General features: G+C 39.9%; 15 protein-coding genes. 13 read left to right on the plus strand and 2 right to left on the minus strand.

Going from position 1 to position 17,071, the window contains the following annotated elements; translation table 11 throughout:
• Window positions 1-239: 239 nt before the first annotated feature.
• The 11 genes from dnaK to KK487_RS15665 all read left to right on the plus strand — a co-directional run bounded on the left by dnaK (window position 240) and on the right by KK487_RS15665 (window position 12,931).
• On the plus strand, window positions 240-2,156 hold the full coding sequence (gene dnaK / locus KK487_RS15620) for a molecular chaperone DnaK (protein WP_013463167.1): 1,917 nt from the start codon (window positions 240-242) through the stop codon (window positions 2,154-2,156).
• Between the two features lie 215 nt (window positions 2,157-2,371).
• Window positions 2,372-3,511, plus strand: a complete 1,140-nt coding sequence (gene dnaJ / locus KK487_RS15625; RefSeq protein ID WP_013463168.1) for a molecular chaperone DnaJ — start codon at window positions 2,372-2,374, stop codon at window positions 3,509-3,511.
• A 104-nt stretch (window positions 3,512-3,615) separates the two neighbouring features.
• Window positions 3,616-4,077, plus strand: a complete 462-nt coding sequence (ybaK, locus tag KK487_RS15630) for a Cys-tRNA(Pro) deacylase (RefSeq protein WP_138764054.1) — start codon at window positions 3,616-3,618, stop codon at window positions 4,075-4,077.
• A 182-nt stretch (window positions 4,078-4,259) separates the two neighbouring features.
• Window positions 4,260-4,628: a response regulator gene (locus tag KK487_RS15635; protein WP_058155943.1), complete on the plus strand. Its 369-nt coding sequence runs from the start codon at window positions 4,260-4,262 to the stop codon at window positions 4,626-4,628.
• A gap of 136 nt (window positions 4,629-4,764) precedes the next feature.
• Window positions 4,765-5,016, plus strand: a complete 252-nt coding sequence (locus tag KK487_RS18575; protein WP_013463170.1) for a hypothetical protein — start codon at window positions 4,765-4,767, stop codon at window positions 5,014-5,016.
• Window positions 5,017-5,179: 163 nt separating this feature from the next.
• On the plus strand, window positions 5,180-5,443 hold the full coding sequence (locus tag KK487_RS15640) for a CBU_0592 family membrane protein (RefSeq protein ID WP_010389010.1): 264 nt from the start codon (window positions 5,180-5,182) through the stop codon (window positions 5,441-5,443).
• Window positions 5,444-5,615: 172 nt separating this feature from the next.
• Window positions 5,616-7,346 (plus strand): sensor histidine kinase, encoded by a 1,731-nt coding sequence (locus KK487_RS15645; RefSeq protein WP_036954933.1) that lies wholly within the window; start codon window positions 5,616-5,618, stop codon window positions 7,344-7,346.
• Window positions 7,339-8,706 carry a sigma-54-dependent transcriptional regulator gene (locus KK487_RS15650; RefSeq protein ID WP_036954930.1) on the plus strand — a complete coding sequence of 456 codons (1,368 nt, stop codon included), beginning with the start codon at window positions 7,339-7,341 and terminating at the stop codon, window positions 8,704-8,706. The genes KK487_RS15645 and KK487_RS15650 overlap by 8 nt, the downstream gene beginning before the upstream one ends.
• 174 nt (window positions 8,707-8,880) lie before the next feature.
• Window positions 8,881-9,837, plus strand: a complete 957-nt coding sequence (locus KK487_RS15655) for a porin (protein WP_016899694.1) — start codon at window positions 8,881-8,883, stop codon at window positions 9,835-9,837.
• Window positions 9,838-9,848: 11 nt separating this feature from the next.
• The gene (locus KK487_RS15660; protein ID WP_016899695.1) at window positions 9,849-11,324 is read left to right on the plus strand and encodes an SLC13 family permease; all 1,476 of its coding nucleotides are present in this window, start codon (window positions 9,849-9,851) and stop codon (window positions 11,322-11,324) included.
• 188 nt (window positions 11,325-11,512) lie between these two features.
• Window positions 11,513-12,931, plus strand: a complete 1,419-nt coding sequence (locus KK487_RS15665; RefSeq protein WP_036954927.1) for a coniferyl aldehyde dehydrogenase — start codon at window positions 11,513-11,515, stop codon at window positions 12,929-12,931.
• A gap of 63 nt (window positions 12,932-12,994) precedes the next feature.
• On the opposite strand, the gene KK487_RS15670 is transcribed toward KK487_RS15665, so the two are convergent.
• Window positions 12,995-13,720: a tetratricopeptide repeat protein gene (locus KK487_RS15670; RefSeq protein WP_013463177.1), complete on the minus strand. Its 726-nt coding sequence runs from the start codon at window positions 13,718-13,720 to the stop codon at window positions 12,995-12,997.
• Window positions 13,721-14,036: 316 nt separating this feature from the next.
• On the opposite strand from KK487_RS15670, the gene KK487_RS15675 reads away from it, so the two are divergent.
• Window positions 14,037-14,900, plus strand: a complete 864-nt coding sequence (locus KK487_RS15675; protein WP_016899697.1) for a DUF6279 family lipoprotein — start codon at window positions 14,037-14,039, stop codon at window positions 14,898-14,900.
• A 111-nt stretch (window positions 14,901-15,011) separates the two neighbouring features.
• The gene (locus KK487_RS15680) at window positions 15,012-16,034 is read left to right on the plus strand and encodes a GGDEF domain-containing protein (protein WP_016899698.1); all 1,023 of its coding nucleotides are present in this window, start codon (window positions 15,012-15,014) and stop codon (window positions 16,032-16,034) included.
• Here KK487_RS15680 and KK487_RS15685 read toward each other — a convergent pair.
• Window positions 16,031-16,969, minus strand: a complete 939-nt coding sequence (locus KK487_RS15685) for a LysR family transcriptional regulator (RefSeq protein ID WP_008112392.1) — start codon at window positions 16,967-16,969, stop codon at window positions 16,031-16,033. The genes KK487_RS15680 and KK487_RS15685 overlap by 4 nt on opposite strands.
• Window positions 16,970-17,071: the final 102 nt, after the last annotated feature.

Below are 17,071 nucleotides of genomic sequence, written 5' to 3' on the forward strand. Positions count from 1 at the left end.
AAATAATGTCCTTTTGCTGTTATTTGCTAAATTTATATCACACCCAAACTCATCAGACCAGACAATAAATAAGCTCCCAAATTACAAAAAATGAGCAATCCCTACTCTTTTTAGGGTTATTTAGTAAATAAATTAAAAAAAATGCGTTTTTTTTCATTTTTACAGTTGAATTAAGTTTGTGGCATCCCTATTAACTAGTCATCGAATGTATTAACGAATTTAGAAGTTGGAGAAGATTCATGGGTAGAATTATTGGAATCGATTTAGGTACTACTAACTCTTGTGTTGCAGTACTTGATGGTGACAAAGCACGTGTTATTGAAAATGCGGAAGGCGATCGCACAACCCCGTCTATTATTGCTTACACGCAAGACGGTGAAACGTTAGTAGGTCAACCTGCAAAACGTCAAGCGGTAACTAACCCAACAAACACGTTATTTGCAATCAAACGTTTAATTGGTCGTCGCTTTGAAGACGAAGAAGTACAACGTGATATCGGCATCATGCCTTTCAAAATTATCAAAGCAGATAATGGCGATGCATGGGTAGAAGCAGGCGGTGAAAAACGCGCTGCACCACAAATTTCTGCTGAAGTACTGAAAAAAATGAAGAAGACGGCTGAAGACTTCTTAGGTGAAGAAGTAACTGAAGCGGTAATCACAGTACCGGCATACTTTAACGATTCACAACGTCAAGCTACAAAAGATGCGGGCCGTATTGCGGGTCTTGAAGTAAAACGTATTATCAATGAGCCAACAGCTGCAGCCCTTGCATACGGTATGGATAAAAACCGTGGCGAAAACGTAGTAGCGGTATACGACTTAGGTGGTGGTACTTTCGATTTATCAATCATTGAAATTGATGAAGTTGAAGGCGAGCACACATTTGAAGTACTTGCGACAAATGGTGACACTCACTTAGGTGGTGAAGATTTTGATAACCGTGTAATCAACTACTTAGTTGCTGAATTCAAGAAAGATCAAGGTATCGATTTACAAAATGATCCGCTTGCTATGCAACGTGTTAAAGAAGCAGCAGAGAAAGCAAAAATTGAGCTTTCATCAGCACAATCTACAGAAGTTAACCTTCCGTACGTAACCGCTGATGCATCAGGTCCTAAGCACATGAACGTGAAATTAACACGTGCTAAGCTTGAGTCACTGGTTGAAGACTTAGTGACTAAGTCGATTGAACCGCTTAAACGCGCACTAGCTGATGCTGACCTGTCTGTGAACGATATCAACGATATCATTCTAGTGGGTGGTCAAACGCGTATGCCACTTGTTCAAAGAACAGTTGCTGAATTCTTTGGTAAAGAACCACGTAAAGACGTTAACCCTGATGAAGCGGTAGCTGTGGGTGCTGCGATTCAAGGTGGTGTACTTGCAGGTGACGTGAAAGACGTACTATTACTAGACGTATCACCATTATCTCTAGGTATTGAGACGATGGGGTCAGTAATGACAGCACTGATTGAGAAAAACACCACGATTCCTACTAAGAAATCGCAAACATTCTCAACAGCAGAAGATAATCAATCTGCAGTAACCATTCATGTGTTACAAGGTGAGCGTAAACGTTCAAGTGATAACAAATCGCTAGGTCAATTTAACCTAGAAGGCATTCGCCCAGCACAACGTGGTACGCCACAAATCGAAGTAACATTCGATGTTGATGCCGATGGTATCTTACATGTATCTGCAAAAGATAAAGATACAGGTAAAGAGCAAAAAATCACTATTCAAGCATCTTCTGGCTTAAGCGATGAAGAAGTTGAAAAAATGGTTCGTGATGCAGAAGCGCACGCTGAAGACGATAAAAAGTTTGAAGAGTTAGTAGCTGCACGTAACCAAGCTGATGCACTTGTTCACGGTACACGTAAGCAAATTGAAGAAGCGGGTGATGCTCTGCCAAGCGAAGACAAAGACGCGATTGAAGCGGCTGTTGTTGACCTAGAAGCAGCAATTAAGAGTGACGACAAAGCAGAGATTGAAGCGAAAACGCAAGCGCTTGCTGAAAAGTCTCAAAAGCTAATGGAAATCGCTCAAGCTAAAGCACAACAAGCTGGTGGTGACGCTGGTGAACAACAACAGTCAGCTAAACAAGATGACGATGTTGTTGATGCAGAGTTCGAAGAAGTTAAAGACGACAAGTAATTGTTGCTAACGCTTCTCGCTAATTTAAAACACATGACCAAATCAAGTGTTTGAGTTAGGATGAACACATGAGGCGCGTAGGCTAAAGCTTAACGCGCCTTTTGCATGTAAAGAGAAGTGAATAAAACGCTTTAAAAATTCAATGATAAATCGATATGATTTATCGGTTTGTCCAGCAGCTAACGCTGTAAATAGAAAAGAGTAGTGTGATAGATATGTCAAAACGCGATTATTACGAAGTCCTCGGCGTAAGCAAAGATGCGAGTGAGCGAGACATAAAAAAAGCGTATAAACGCTTAGCGATGAAATATCACCCCGATCGTACCGCCGGTGATAAAGACCTTGAAACTAAATTCAAGGAAGTTAAAGAAGCTTACGAAATACTGACTGATGCGCAAAAGCGTCAAATGTATGACCAATACGGCCATGCAGCCTTCGAACAAGGTGGTGGCGGTGGTCACGGTGGCTTTGGCGGCGGCCAAGGTGATTTTGGTGATATTTTTGGAGACGTATTTGGTGATATTTTTGGTGGCGGCGGTGGTCGACGTCAATCACGCCAGCAACGTGGCTCAGATTTACGTTACAACATGGACTTAAGCTTAGAAGAAGCGGTTCGTGGTAAAGACGTTGAGATTAAAGTACCTACTTGGGTTAGTTGTGAACCATGTGATGGCAGTGGTGCTAAAGCGGGTTCAAAGCCAAAGACATGTACAACCTGTCATGGTGCAGGCCAAGTACAAATGCGCCAAGGTTTTTTTGCCGTACAGCAAACATGTCCAACGTGTCATGGACAAGGTCAGATCATTTCAGATCCTTGTAATAAATGTCATGGGCAAGGCCGTGTAGAAAAAACTAAAACGCTATCGGTTAAAATCCCGGCAGGCGTAGATACTGGCGATCGTATTCGCTTATCAGGTGAAGGCGAAGCAGGCATGCATGGTGCACCAGCAGGTGACTTGTATGTGCAAGTATCTGTTCGTGAACACAAAATATTTGTTCGTGAAGCTAATAATTTATATTGTGAAGTACCAATAAGCTTTACCACCGCAGGCCTTGGCGGTGAAATTGAAGTGCCAACGCTTGATGGGCGTGCAAAGCTTAAAATACCGTCAGAAACACAAACGGGCAAAATGTTCCGTATGCGTGGCAAAGGTGTTAAGTCAGTACGCAGTGGTGCTCAAGGTGATTTAATTTGTAAGGTTGTGATTGAAACGCCTGTTAATTTAAACGAGCGTCAACGTGACTTACTTAAAGAATTAGATGAAAGTATGGGCAAAGACAGCTCAAAAAACCGTCCTAAAGAGCAAGGCTTTTTTGATGGGGTTAAAAAGTTTTTTGATGACTTAACTAAGTAATTAGTCGGATCAATAGACCCTAGTAAAAACGGCGCTTTTTTAGCGCCGTTTTTTTATGTTTAATGTGCTAAATTATTAGGGAAATTTATTTTGGACTTTATCAGATGACCCCCGCTATAGAGCAGCTAAAAAAAAGCAATATTAAGTTTGACATACTCAGTTACGAGCACGATATAAACAATACTAATTACGGCCTCGAAGCGGTTGAAAAGCTTAATCTTAACAGCGCCCAAGTATTTAAAACCCTAGTGCTTGAAACCTCAGAGCAACAGCTTATTGTAGCGGTGACTCCCGTCACTCAGCAGGTTAATTTTAAACAGCTTGCGAAGCTTTGTGCAGTAAAAAAAGTGATGATGGCAGACCCACAAAAAGTGCAGGCGAGTACCGGTTATATTTTGGGAGGAGTAAGCCCCCTTGGCCAAAAAAAACGACTAAAAACTTACATACACTCCAGTGCGTTAGATTTTGAAATGATATATGTTAGTGCCGGAAAACGAGGGTTAGAAGTAACACTAAGTGCAAAAAGCTTAGCACATATAACTCAAGCTTCGTTTGCAGTTTTTTAAACTTTTGTTTAGCTAAAATAAGGGGATATAAGTATCCATCTGATTACTTGCGGCAATAGGTATTGTTAACTAATGTTGTTACTACACATAACACGTTTTTGTTAATACCTTTTAGATTGGCGTGTCGCCTTTACTTTGTTTTAATGAAAATTTGCTCGCAGCTATTTTGGTAAAACATACGCATGAAAATACTTGTTGTTGATGATATGCCGTTAATGCGTCATGTATTAATTAATATGTTAAGGCAGTTAAATTATAAAGATATTGTTGAAGCCACAGATGGGCTTCAAGCATTAAACATACTGCAAAATCAAATGTTTGATTTGGTTATAACAGATCTTCATATGCCTAAAATGGATGGCATTACTTTACTTGATAATATTAGAAAAGATGCCGAGCTGAAAAACCTTCCTGTACTTATGGTGACCTGTGAAGATAGTTCTTCGACTGTCAAAAAAGCGATTAATGCTAAAGTGTCAGGGTTTATCGTAAAGCCTTTTAATATGAATGTGTTATCAGCTCAATTAACCCGTTTATCGATAAAAGCCTAAAGCGAATCGTTTATAAAGTAGAGTTATCTACCGACTGTTTAAAAAATATATTAGCGCAACAGCCATTCATTATTTTCTACCGCTGATGTGATAGCATTATGCTATTAACTAATCGTAAAGTAATTATTGAGGAAGTATGGCTAAGCCCAATAAAAAAGGGCCTACAAAAACGGTCGATATATTTTGTTCTGCGTGTAAGGCACCGTTATTCAAATACCGTAAAGGTGGCAAAGGTGCTTTAGTAAAATGTTTTATAGAAAGAATAACCCAAGATCACACCCATACTGAATGTGTATGCCCAGGCTGTGAACGACCTTTTGCCCGCCCTACAATTATAAGAGGGACCCCAGCCTATAAAATGATTGGTGGCAAAGTCACGTTTAAATAAACGTTTTGTTTATAGTCTAAAGTAGTGAGGGGCGGACATAAGCCCTTGTTTGCTTTTATTTCACTGGTAAACTTCGCTGGTTTTGCTGTTTCAATGATTGAAAAAAACCCTCCCCATGGATTGGGCCAGTCAGTTGGGTTTTAAATTGGAAAAGGATAGACGTGTGATCGCACTTTTATTTGATATTGTTGGTATGAGTGGCACTTTTTTAGTGGTTGGTTCGTTTTTTTTACTGCAACTAAATAAAGTATCGCCAAAAAGTTTGACGTATAATTTAATGAATTTAAGTGGCGCTATTTTGTTACTTATTAGTCTTTGCTATAACTTTAACTTAGCGAGTTTTGTAATTGAAATATTCTGGATCGCAGCCTCATTAATTGGTTTGTATAAGTACTTCAAAGACAAGCCAGCGCTTGCAAAAGCGTAGATTAAGCTAAAACAGCATCCCCTTGCAGGGAATTAAACCGTGAAATATTTTTAGTTTCACGGTTTTTTAGTTTTAATACACTTGTTAACAAAAAGTTTCTTCTGCAAAGACCTATAAATCGATACAATAGTGGCTATTACTTATTATTGGCACCTTGGTGTCATAGGCGTTTATGTTCTCCATCCCTAAAAAAATTATTTTTGCTTGTATTCTGTTAGTGCTGTTATTAGTGGTCACCTTTTCGTTTGGTCGTGCTTATGATTTAGGCCAAGCTAAAATTCAAGCTGACCAACAGGTCATTCAATTAAATAATTATATCGATAACGAACTCGCTCGATTTGCGGCTATCCCTCAGCTGCTAACTGAAAATAATTTATTGATTCGTTTTACTAATAATGAATCACAACACTTTAATGCAATTAATAATTACTTGGCTGATATTCAACAAGCCAGCGGTGCCTCAGATGTATACATACTAGATACTCATGGCGACGTTATTGCCAGTAGCAACTGGCAAACCGACTATACGTTTTTAGGGAGCAACTTTGCATTTCGGCCTTACTTTAAACAAGCTTTTGCCGGAGAAAAGGTCGCCTACTTTGCTCTTGGACAACGCTCGAAAGAACGCGGAATATACTTCTCGCAGGCTATTTACCAAGATGGCAAAGCCATTGGCGTTGTGGCACTAAAAATTAATGTCGCTAAATTTGAAAACGATCGTTCGTTATTAAATACTTCAAAAGGCAGTCATTTTTATTTGCAGCTTGCGGATAAAATTATTGCTATGTCAGATGAGCCAGCATGGCGTTTAAACACGTTTACAGAGCTTGATATTACTACACGTCGCGATATTAAACAGCGCCGTGCTTACTTAGATCATCAACCGTTACAAATAAAGCAGCAGCGCTACAAAAGTCAGGGCATTGAGCAATTTAAAATTGCTAAAGATCAATATGTTGCCGCTTCAAGACCACTGACACACCTAAATGCAACGATGACGGTATTGGTTGATATTTCAAGCATAAATGCATTACAGGTGCCCAGATTGTTATGGCTTGTGTTGTTTTATTGGGTATTTATTTTTGTCGGATATAGCTTATTGGCACGCTTTGCCGGATATAAAAAATTACTGTACTCGCGTCACAGTTTAGAACTTGAAGTATTAGAGCGCACCCAAGCGCTTGAAAAAGCGCAAACAGCACTAGTACAGTCGGCAAAATTAGCCACAATAGGGCAACTAAGTGCGGGTATTAATCATGAAATTAACCAGCCACTGAGCGCCATGAACACTTATTTGGCAAGCGCTAAAATTTTCCTCAAAAAGGGGAAACTTAATGCATTAAGTGAAAATTTAATTATTATTGAGAATTTAGTAGAGCGGGTGCATAAAATAGTGGCGCAGCTTAAACACTTTAGTAAGCCGGCGACAATGCAATTGCGACCACATCCACTGTCGGCGTTATTAAACAATGCGTTGATGATCACCCACCCGCAACTTAAACAAGACGATGTTAACGTCAGTGCTCCGCAGTTTTCGCAAGAGATCACCGTGTGGGTTGATGCATTAAAATTTGAACAAGTACTGGTTAATGTGATCACCAATGCGTCACAAGCAATGAAAGGTGAGCCTAAACGAGAGCTTAGTTTCGATGTTGAGTGTTTTGAGGAGCGCGTTAAGCTTTCTATTTTAGATAGTGGTCCAGGTATTGAACACCATGTGCTGGGATCTATTTTTGAACCCTTTTACAGTACCAAGTCAAGTAATGGTTTAGGGCTGGGCTTATCAATATCAAAGCAAATTATTGATTCATTTAATGGTTACTTAACGGCGCACAATCGTCCTCAAGGCGGTGCACAGTTTATTATTAGTTTATCAAGCATAGAGGCCCCAAAAAATGATTGAAGCCGTTGTTTGTAAGCAAGTGGTTGTTATTGATGATGAGGCGATGATCCGTGATTCGTTAAATCAGCTTTTAACCCTCGAAGGGTATGAGGTGCAGTGCTTTAGTGATGCGAGTATTGCTTTAAGCCGTTTAAGTCGCAATTTTTATGGCGTTGTCCTCAGTGATATAAATATGCCAACTATGGATGGTTTAACTTTTATTGAGCAGGTAAAAGCATTCGACAGTGAACTTCCGGTAATATTTTTAACAGGTTATGCCGATGTTTCTGTAGCGGTTAGAGCAATGCAGTTAGGTGCTTATGATCTATTTGAAAAACCCCTGAACGAAAATTTATTAGATTGCATTGCTAGGGCCTCAGACAAACGTGCTTTAGTTATGGAAAACAGAGCTCTGAAGCGTGCGGTTGAAAAGACCTCCGCGCCCGGTGTGCGCATTTTAGGCGAGACCCTTAAAATGCAGCACATGATGAACTTACTCAACACAGTGATTGATACACCCGCAGATGTATTAATTGAAGGTGAAACTGGAACAGGTAAAGAATTGGTTGCCCGTTACTTACATGATCATAGTAACCGTTCAAGCTGTCAGTTTGTGGCTATTAACTGTGGCGCGGTGCCTGAGCAACTAATAGAAAGTGAATTGTTTGGTGCTGTTAGTGGTGCATATACCGGCGCAACACAAGATCGCAAAGGCAAGTTTGAGTTTGCACAAGGGGGCACGGTTTTTTTAGATGAAATTGAAAGCACTCCCTTGTCACTACAAGTTAAATTACTACGGGTGCTTGAAGAGCGAAAAGTTACTCCCGTTGGTGCAAATAAAGCCATTGACCTTGATATTCGTATTGTTGCGGCCACTAAGGTCGATTTACTTTCGTTGGTAGAAAAAGGTGAGTTTAGAGCCGATTTATACTATCGATTGAGTTTAGTTAAAGTCAGCATTCCCGCGTTAAGAGATAGAAAAGCCGATATTCCTTTGTTGTTTAAGCACTTTAGCTCTATTGCGGCCACTCGTTTTCATAAACCTTTAGGTGCGCTTAATATTGAGTTACAACAGCGCCTACTTGCCCATGATTGGCCAGGTAATGTTCGTGAATTAAGAAACCAGGCTGAACGAGCGGTACTACTTGGCCCCGATCTGGCTTTTGCACAGAGTGACTCAAGCAGTAGTGGCTCGTCGTTATCATTGGACTTAAGCCTTGCAGAAAAGGTCAGCTTTTATGAACAGTCTTTAATTGAAGAAGCCTTAGAGCTTAATCATGGCAGTATTAAAGACACCATGGCAACGTTGCAAATCGCGCGCAAAACCCTCTACGATAAAATGAGTAAATATAACCTTAATCGAGATATGTTTACCGATTAGTGGGTGGAAATGGTGATAGTAGGTATTTAAAGTGTGTGGAAATCCGCACATTTTAAAGCTTTTTATCATGGTTTTATTTTTTAAGTCACTGAAATTTATTGTTATTATCTAGTTGGTCATGTTCTTGCTCTACAGTTGTAGACAACAAGTAACATCACATAATTAGGATACATAATGAAAAATAATCTATTCCAAGGTTCAGTACTTGCTGCGTTATGCAGTGCTGCCACACTACCTGTAACAGCGTTTGCTGCAGATTACACTGTGTATGGTAAAGCCGAAGTACAAATTGCCAACACCGATACTGGCATTATGCGTTACGCAGATGAAGGCACACAAATAGATGCCCCTTTTTCGCGTATTGGTATTAAAGGGGACCATAAATTAAATGAGTATTTTACTGCCGTATTTAAATACGAGGTTCAAGTAAAAGGTTTTGAACACGACGATACCAATGAGCCTTTTGCAGCACGTAATACTTACCTTGGCCTAAAAGGTGCGTTTGGTGAAGTGGTCGTAGGGCGAAACGACACGCGTTTTAAATATTCAGAAGGCAAGCTTGATAACTTTAACGAAACCCAAGCAGATATTTCACAAGTTATTGCAGGACAAGATCGCTTAGGCGACACCATTACTTATACCTCTAAATACTGGCACAATGCACAGTTTTCATTTACCTATGCGCCAAAAGATGACAACAAAGATAACGAAGCAGGATTTGCGGCAACCCTGATTTATGGTGACCGTAGTTTAAATAAAACACCATACTCTATTTCAATTAGCCATGTTGACTCACTTAATAACATTAAAGCAAGTCGTATCGCAGGTGTATATAAATTTGAAAAGCTAAAATTAGGTGCGTTATACCAACATTCAGAATCAATTGATGGTACTAAATCAGGTAATGGTTACGTGTTAAGCGCAAGCTACAAGCTAGATAAATGGGTACCTAAAGTACAATTTGCAAAAGATGATTCAAAATTGCGCCAAGCGTCAGACGCTACCCAATGGACTACTGGTGTAGACTACATCTTTGACAAGCAAACCACGGCTTACCTTTTGTACACTGACCTCGACCTAGAAGAAAATGCTGATAACAGTGTTGCGCTTGGTCTTAAATATAAATTTTAAAGGCTGTTAATATGACAAAACGTATTTTAGAAAATAACGCCAATAAAAAGCCGTTTATGCAGTGGCTGTTATTGTTACTTGGCCCATGTGTCATGCTACTTACTTGCTTAGTTGAGCCGCCAGTAGGGATGTCGGCTGCTGCCTTTAAAACTGCAGGCTTAGCATTTTGGATGGCATCGTGGTGGGTAAGTGAAGTTGTGCCCATTCCTGCTACTGCACTACTTCCGTTAGTGATTTCACCTGTAGTAGATATAGCGGCTATAAAAAGTGTTGCAGCTCCTTATGCGCATCCGCTGATCTTTTTATTTTTAGGCGGTTTTTTAATATCAATTGCAATGGAGCGTTGGGGATTACATAAGCGCATTGCATTAAGAACTATGCTTTATGCAGGTAAAAAACCAAGTTTACAAATTTTAGCCATGATGTTAGTGACTGCATTTTTATCAATGTGGATGTCTAATACCGCTACCGCAGTAATGATGTTGCCTATTGCCTTATCTATCACTCATTTAGTTAAAAGCTCAGATCCTAGTAATGAGGGGTTTGGTAAAGCACTTTTACTATCTATTGCTTATGGTGCGAGTATTGGTGGTATTGCTACTTTAATTGGTACTCCTCCGAATGCATTAATGGCTGCATACCTATCAGATAGCTACCAGATTGAAATTGGCTTTGCCCAGTGGATGATAGTTGGTGTGCCATTAGCACTTGGCATGTTAATCATCAGCTGGATTTGGCTAACTAAATTTACCTACAAAGTTGATGCGAATGTACAAGCAAACAAGCGAATTGATACTAAAGCGGTATTCTCTTCACAGCTAAAAGACTTAGGTCTAATGCAACGTGCTGAAAAGGGCGTGTTGTTTGTATTTGTGCTTGCCGCTATTTGTTGGATATTTAGACCTTTATTAGGCGATGTTACCGGGCTTAAAATTTCAGATACCGGTATTGCTATTGCCGCTGCATTATTACTGTTTGTACTACCGGCAAATAAAGGCAGCGATGCGCGTATTTTAGATTGGGAAAGTGCCGCTAAAGTGCCGTGGGGTGTGTTGCTTTTATTTGGTGGCGGATTAACACTTGCCTCGCAAATAAAGTCATCAGGATTAGCTGACTACATTGCCAATATGATTGAAGGGGCGAGTACTATTCCATTAGTAATGAGCATTCTTGTTGTGGTTGCGCTGATTACGTTCTTAACCGAAATAACCAGTAATACGGCAACAGCAGCAGGCTTTTTACCACTGCTAGGCCCCGTTGCTGAGTCAGTAACAGGCAGTCCGTTAGTGTGGGTTATTCCAGCTGCGATTGCGTGTAGTTGTGCGTTTATGATGCCAGTAGCCACACCACCCAATGCGATTGTGTTTGGCTCGGGTGAAATTAAAATGAAAGACATGATCCGTGCTGGCTTTGTGTTAAATATTGTCGCTATTGTTTTAATTACCTTAGTAACAATGACCATAGCAGCCCAAGTTTTTGGTTTTTAATAACCCACTTTAATCAACTAACAAAACAGATAACCGATGCACACAAAAGCAGTGCATCGGTATGCGTTCCAACCAACCTGTTGAGTGTTTTTGCAATCCTTTACCTCGTGTTGCAAAATCACTCTTTATTGCTCGAGTAACAGAACAAGGTTATAGTCTTGAAAACGTTATAAATCGGGTAGCCTATTTTGAACACTTACACATTATCTACAGGGTCTTTGCGTTCGCAATTTAATGAACTAAAGCATGCTTTTGAAGACACCCCTTATTTACCCATTGAGCAACGTCTTGCTTTACTCAAAAAATTACGCGCTAACATTGTAACGTTAGAGCAAGACTTGATTGCTGCAGTATCTAAAGATTTTGGATACCGAACGGCGTTCGATACCTTAGTGGGGGATATTTTGCCCACCATGCAGGGACTTGCGCATATTATTAAAAAGCTACCTCGCTGGTCTAAGCCTAGTCAGCGCAGCGCGGGGTTAAGCTTATGGCCCTCAAAAGTAAGTGTAACCTATCAGCCTATTGGCGTGGTGGGTGTGATTGCACCGTGGAACTATCCTATTCAATTGGCATTGGTGCCGGTCATCACCGCGATTGCAGCGGGTAACAGGATGATGTTAAAGCTCAGTGAATTTACGCCTAACACCAATGCCGTTATTGAAAAAATATTTGCAGGTGAATTAAGCCAACACTGCACAATTATTCAAGGTGGTAGCGACGTGGCAAGTGAGTTTTCATCATTGCCATTTGCGCATTTGCTGTTTACAGGCTCGACTGCCGTTGGCAAGTTAGTTATGGCCGCGGCCAGTAAAAATTTAACGCCGGTAACATTAGAGCTCGGCGGGAAATCGCCCGTTATTGTGTTAGAAAAAGCCGATGTAAATAAAGCCGCGCGTGCTTTATTATTTGGAAAAATGGCCAATGCAGGGCAAATATGTGTAGCGCCTGACTACGTGTTTGTTCCTAAAGCATTGGAGCATCAATTCATTAAAGCGCTTTGTACCCATTATAAAAAACACTTTAAGCAAGGCGTAGAAGGCAAAAACCTGACCTCGATTATTAGCCCTGCACATTATCAACGTTTGCTAGGTTATTTAGAGCAAGCACAAGAGCAAGGCGCTAAAATTACTAAACCGCTTGAACAAAACCAGCAAGATGGCGAAAAGCATCGTATGGGTCTGCATATTGTTACGCACGTAACAGATGAGATGACATTAATGCAAGAAGAGCTATTTGGTCCCATTTTACCCATTATGAGTTACGACAAATTAGAGGACGTGCTTAATTATATTCGATTACGCGACCACCCATTAGCCCTTTACATTTTAGGTCAAGATAAACAGGCGCAACAGTACCTTATTAAGCAAACACTTAGCGGAACAGTTGCGGTAAACGACACATTAATACAAGTAGCTGCCGATGATGTGCCATTTGGTGGCGTGGGGCATTCGGGGATGGGGCATTATCACGGCAAAGAAGGTTTTCTCACCTTTAGCCATGCAAAAAATACCTTAGTCTCTGGCTCGGTTAACCCGCGCATTGGTTTATTACTTAAACAAAATAAATTACTGATCAAAGTGCTAAAGTGGCTTTATGTAAAATAGCCTGTAGCGTTTAAAACAAAAAAGCTGAATGAATCACTTCATTCAGCTTTTTTAATAGCTAACTTAAAACAGGCGTCCTTCGCCAGCATACGTTCCCGCTAAAATTTTGGTATAAATTGCATCGGCTTTTTCTTTGGCCTCAGCTACCTCTTTAGGAAGCATAGTACGTTCATCAAGTTTACGGCTGTGACTGGCTTGCATGTTGCCGTTATACTCGGCAATGGTATTCCACACATACGACATTTCAAGATTTTTTGGCATTCCTAAGCCTTCAAAATACATCAGTGCTAAATTAAACTGCGCCAATGTGTAATTATTAGCAGCGGCTTTTTCATACCATGTTCTGGCGGCTTTATAATCTTGGCTAACACCATCGCCATTTGCGTACATTACACCTAAGTTATACTGTGCTGCGGGAAGGTTCTTATTTGCAGCTTTTTCGAATAAGGTTATGGCCATTTGTTTGTCTAATTTAACGCCATTGCCTTCGTCATATAAAACCGCAAGTGCAAACATTGAATCTACATGGTTCTTTTTAACGGCTTGTTGGTACAGCTCAGCTGCTTTGTAATAATCACGGGTAACGCCATGGCCACCTTCGTATAGCTTACCTAATTCGTAAATACCCGGTGCATAGCCTTTGTCAGCTAAATAATTAAACTCTTTAAGTGCTTCTTCAAATTCACCCGCATTAGCAGCTCTGATCCCTTCTTCTAGTCCAGCATGGGCAAGAGGGGTAGCGAGCATAATACCGGCCAGTAGCAGTGCTTTAAAATTAGACTGTGACATAAGCATGTCTCCAAATTAGTTGTCGTTCTATGTAAGCGCCATAAAAGTAAAACTTACCTAGTGAATCTATTCGGGATAGGTAAAAAATTATGAGCTAAATTAATAACGCCAACGTTTATAACCTAGGTATACAAACGTATTAACAAGTAGCTTTAACTATAGCTCAAAAATTCTAAACTTAAGCATATAGTCATGATATAAATTGCGTTAGCTTGCGATTCTATAGAAAAATGAAAAAAATAAAAGCGAGCAATAGCTTACATAATTACTTATGATGATTTTTGGCAACCAAAGCATCATAAAACGGGGTCTGTTAATGTTAAATAATTTAAAAAATATAAAACTAAGCAAAATTATTTTTATAACCAGTTTATTGTTTATTGCCAGTTGTTCTACTTCCTTTGCTTATAACAACCTTGGTTGGCTGTCTTCGTTTTGGATAGACGATTATGTCGACTTAAACAAAAGCCAATCAACGCAGTTAAAAGTGATTATTAATAACACCCGAGATTGGCATCGAGAGGTTGAGTTACCAAAATATAAAGCCGATTTACTCGACTTAAGGCAGTTGCTCGATAAACAAGCCGATACAGCGCAGTTAATGGCAAAAATAACGCAGGTAAAGCAGCATTGGCGCAATTTACTTTTGTACGCGAGTGATCCCTTAATCGAGCTGGCAAAAACGTTAACTCCATCACAACGCAGTGAAATGATAGAAAACATTCGTGAGCAAATTAATAATGAAATAAAAGAGCACGCTTCATTAACCAAAGAGGAGCATCAGCAGTCTCGTTTAGACAGGCAACTAGACTACTACGAACAATGGCTTGGTAAGCTCACCTCAGAGCAGCGAACGCTAGTGTCACAAGCCAACAGTGAATATATCAGTACCAGCAATTTATGGTATGACTATAAACTAACTCGGTTAGGTGCACTTGAAGCACTGTTTAATCAGCAAACCCTTGATGATGCCCAATTTGCGCAGCAGTTACGCACTATCATTACAGAACGAGAGCTGTTTATGAGTGCTGAACTCATTGAGAGAAATGAGGAAAATTTAAGGGCATACGCACAGTTGCTGGTTAAATTAAATCAAACCTTAAGCCCTAAACAAGTCGCACATGTTGATGAGGAATTTGCTGACTTGGTTGGGACAGTTAATGAGCTGCTTACAGAATAGCTGCATTTAACCAATCCTTTTTGCTTATTTTAAAGGGGGTTGTTAAGCATAAAATTGTGATTATTGCATTTCAGGGGTAATATAAACGATTAGTTTTGATTTAAGTTTTTTATGGATATAGCCGCTCTTAATAGCACAAAAATATTACGTAAGCATGTCTTAAAATGGATGTGTTTATTTTTTGGTTTGTTGTCATTTATTTTTGCTGTGTTTAACCTATCAAAAAATCATTTTTATATTGTAGGCGGCTTAGAGGTGTGTTTTTCCGCACTTTGTTTTTATATTTTTATACAATTGGTTAAAAACAAGCAACGAAACTGGTATGCCATAACGGTTTGTATGACTGTAACGCTAGTTATATTATGTGGAACCTTTTTGGCACCACTTAAAAATGGTCTGTTTTTGTGGGCGTTTTCTTTACCCATTTTGTATTATCTACTTCTTGGTCGAAAATACGGTATTGTGTTATCGGCCACACTTTTGGTTATGCAATCATCAGTGTTGCTTTATAAATTACCAAGCCCTTATTTTTCCTCTTTTAACCTAGCGCTCAACTTACTGTTTATTTATATTATTATATGGGTCATTTCTCATGTTTTTGAAGGAAATAGGGCCGAATTTTCGAAGCGACTTAAAAACTTGGCCTTACTTGATCCTCTCACGGGGGCAGGAAACCGTTTATCTATGAGTCATTATTTTGAAGTGGAGATAAAAGACAAGTCACAGTTGTACTTGTTTTTAATTGATCTTGACCACTTTAAACAAATAAATGATGAATACGGCCATGATGTAGGAGATAAAGTGCTGGTTGAGTTGGCAACTCTATTTAGGATTACTTTCGCAAAAGGGTATGTGTTTAGGGTGGGGGGTGAAGAATTTTCTTTAATGAGCAATTTTGATAGTGCACAATCCGCGCTGGCAATGGCTGAAAATCTTAGACAAGCCGTTGCAAATAAATATATTGAAGCCAATGGTATAACCATAAATTTAACAGCCAGTGTTGGCGTTGTTAAGTACCAACAACAAAATTTGACCGAATTAATAGCGCAAGCAGATAAGCAGCTTTATAAGGCGAAAGATGCAGGGCGCAATGCGGTTTTTTCTGATATTAACCTCTGTGCAGATGCGGCTTAATACATTTGATCAAAATTAGGAATACTGTTCTCCCAAATCGGTCTTTCTTTGCCAATGTATTCACGCACGGCATCAAAAAACAATCGTGTTCTTACCGGTAAATCTCGGTGTGGGTATACAGCATACATTGCACTGTGTTCCATTAATTTTACATCGGTAAGTAAGGGCACTAGTTGCCCATCAATCACTTCTTTATCTAAAATAAATGCCGGCGCTAAAAAGTAGGTGGTGCCAGAGAGAGTTTTCATCAGTAATACTTCTGCATCGTTTGCTCTAAACACACTTTTTATTTTTTGCTCGCAGTGCTCGCCAGTGTGGTTATAGTAATTTATGCCTTCTACCCGCAGTGAGTTGCTGGCATAACTGGCCGCTGGCAATTGTGCCAAATCAGTGATTGTTGTTGGCATACCGTATGTTTCTATAAACGCTGGCGCGGCTAATAGTAACAAACGATTACGGGCAATTTTACGAGCAATTAATGATGAGTCTTTGGGTTCACCCACTCTAAACGCTAAATCAAATCCTTCAGATACAATATCAACCAGTCGGTCATCTAAACGCAGTTCTACTTCCACTTGTGGAAAGCGTTTTTGGAAATCGTTGATCACTGGCTGTAAGTAGCGTCGACCTATTAAAGTCGATGCGGTCACTTTTAATACGCCGCGAGGCTCTTGGTGGTAGTTTTCTGCCATGCGCACCGTTTCGCCAAGCAGGCTTCGCAGCTCACCCGCTTTTTTTATCATTTCAGCGCCCGCTGCTGTAAGAGAGAATGAGCGGGTTGTTCTGTTTAATAGTCTTACCCCAAGTTCATCCTCTAACCGACTAATTTGCTTAGAGATCACTGAGCGGTCAATATTTCGTATTTCGGCTGCTTTTGCAAATGAGCCTTGCTCTACCACTTCAAGCAGCATTAATAGTCGACTGGTTGTATCCATTATTTCATCACTTAGTGAGTATTGATGCCATTTTGGCACTAATGAATTTAAAAATCTATTGTTTTTGTCATCAAGTATGTTCCGTATTATGCAATGCTAAAT

Origin of the sequence: Pseudoalteromonas sp. SiA1 (genome assembly GCF_018732205.1) — a bacterium.
Lineage (GTDB): Bacteria > Pseudomonadota > Gammaproteobacteria > Enterobacterales > Alteromonadaceae > Pseudoalteromonas > Pseudoalteromonas tetraodonis.

Excerpts from the sequence above, each read along its gene's own strand:
- dnaK (WP_013463167.1), top strand. The coding sequence starts at position 240 with ATGGGTAGAATTATTGGAATCGATTTAGGTACTACTAACTCTTGTGTT.
- dnaJ (WP_013463168.1), top strand. The coding sequence starts at position 2,372 with ATGTCAAAACGCGATTATTACGAAGTCCTCGGCGTAAGCAAAGATGCG.
- ybaK (WP_138764054.1), top strand. The coding sequence starts at position 3,616 with ATGACCCCCGCTATAGAGCAGCTAAAAAAAAGCAATATTAAGTTTGAC.
- KK487_RS15635 (WP_058155943.1), top strand. The coding sequence starts at position 4,260 with ATGAAAATACTTGTTGTTGATGATATGCCGTTAATGCGTCATGTATTA.
- KK487_RS18575 (WP_013463170.1), top strand. The coding sequence starts at position 4,765 with ATGGCTAAGCCCAATAAAAAAGGGCCTACAAAAACGGTCGATATATTT.
- KK487_RS15645 (WP_036954933.1), top strand. The coding sequence starts at position 5,616 with ATGTTCTCCATCCCTAAAAAAATTATTTTTGCTTGTATTCTGTTAGTG.
- KK487_RS15650 (WP_036954930.1), top strand. The coding sequence starts at position 7,339 with ATGATTGAAGCCGTTGTTTGTAAGCAAGTGGTTGTTATTGATGATGAG.
- KK487_RS15655 (WP_016899694.1), top strand. The coding sequence starts at position 8,881 with ATGAAAAATAATCTATTCCAAGGTTCAGTACTTGCTGCGTTATGCAGT.
- KK487_RS15660 (WP_016899695.1), top strand. The coding sequence starts at position 9,849 with ATGACAAAACGTATTTTAGAAAATAACGCCAATAAAAAGCCGTTTATG.
- KK487_RS15670 (WP_013463177.1), bottom strand. The coding sequence starts at position 13,720 with ATGTCACAGTCTAATTTTAAAGCACTGCTACTGGCCGGTATTATGCTC.
- KK487_RS15675 (WP_016899697.1), top strand. The coding sequence starts at position 14,037 with ATGTTAAATAATTTAAAAAATATAAAACTAAGCAAAATTATTTTTATA.
- KK487_RS15680 (WP_016899698.1), top strand. The coding sequence starts at position 15,012 with ATGGATATAGCCGCTCTTAATAGCACAAAAATATTACGTAAGCATGTC.
- KK487_RS15685 (WP_008112392.1), bottom strand. The coding sequence starts at position 16,969 with ATGGATACAACCAGTCGACTATTAATGCTGCTTGAAGTGGTAGAGCAA.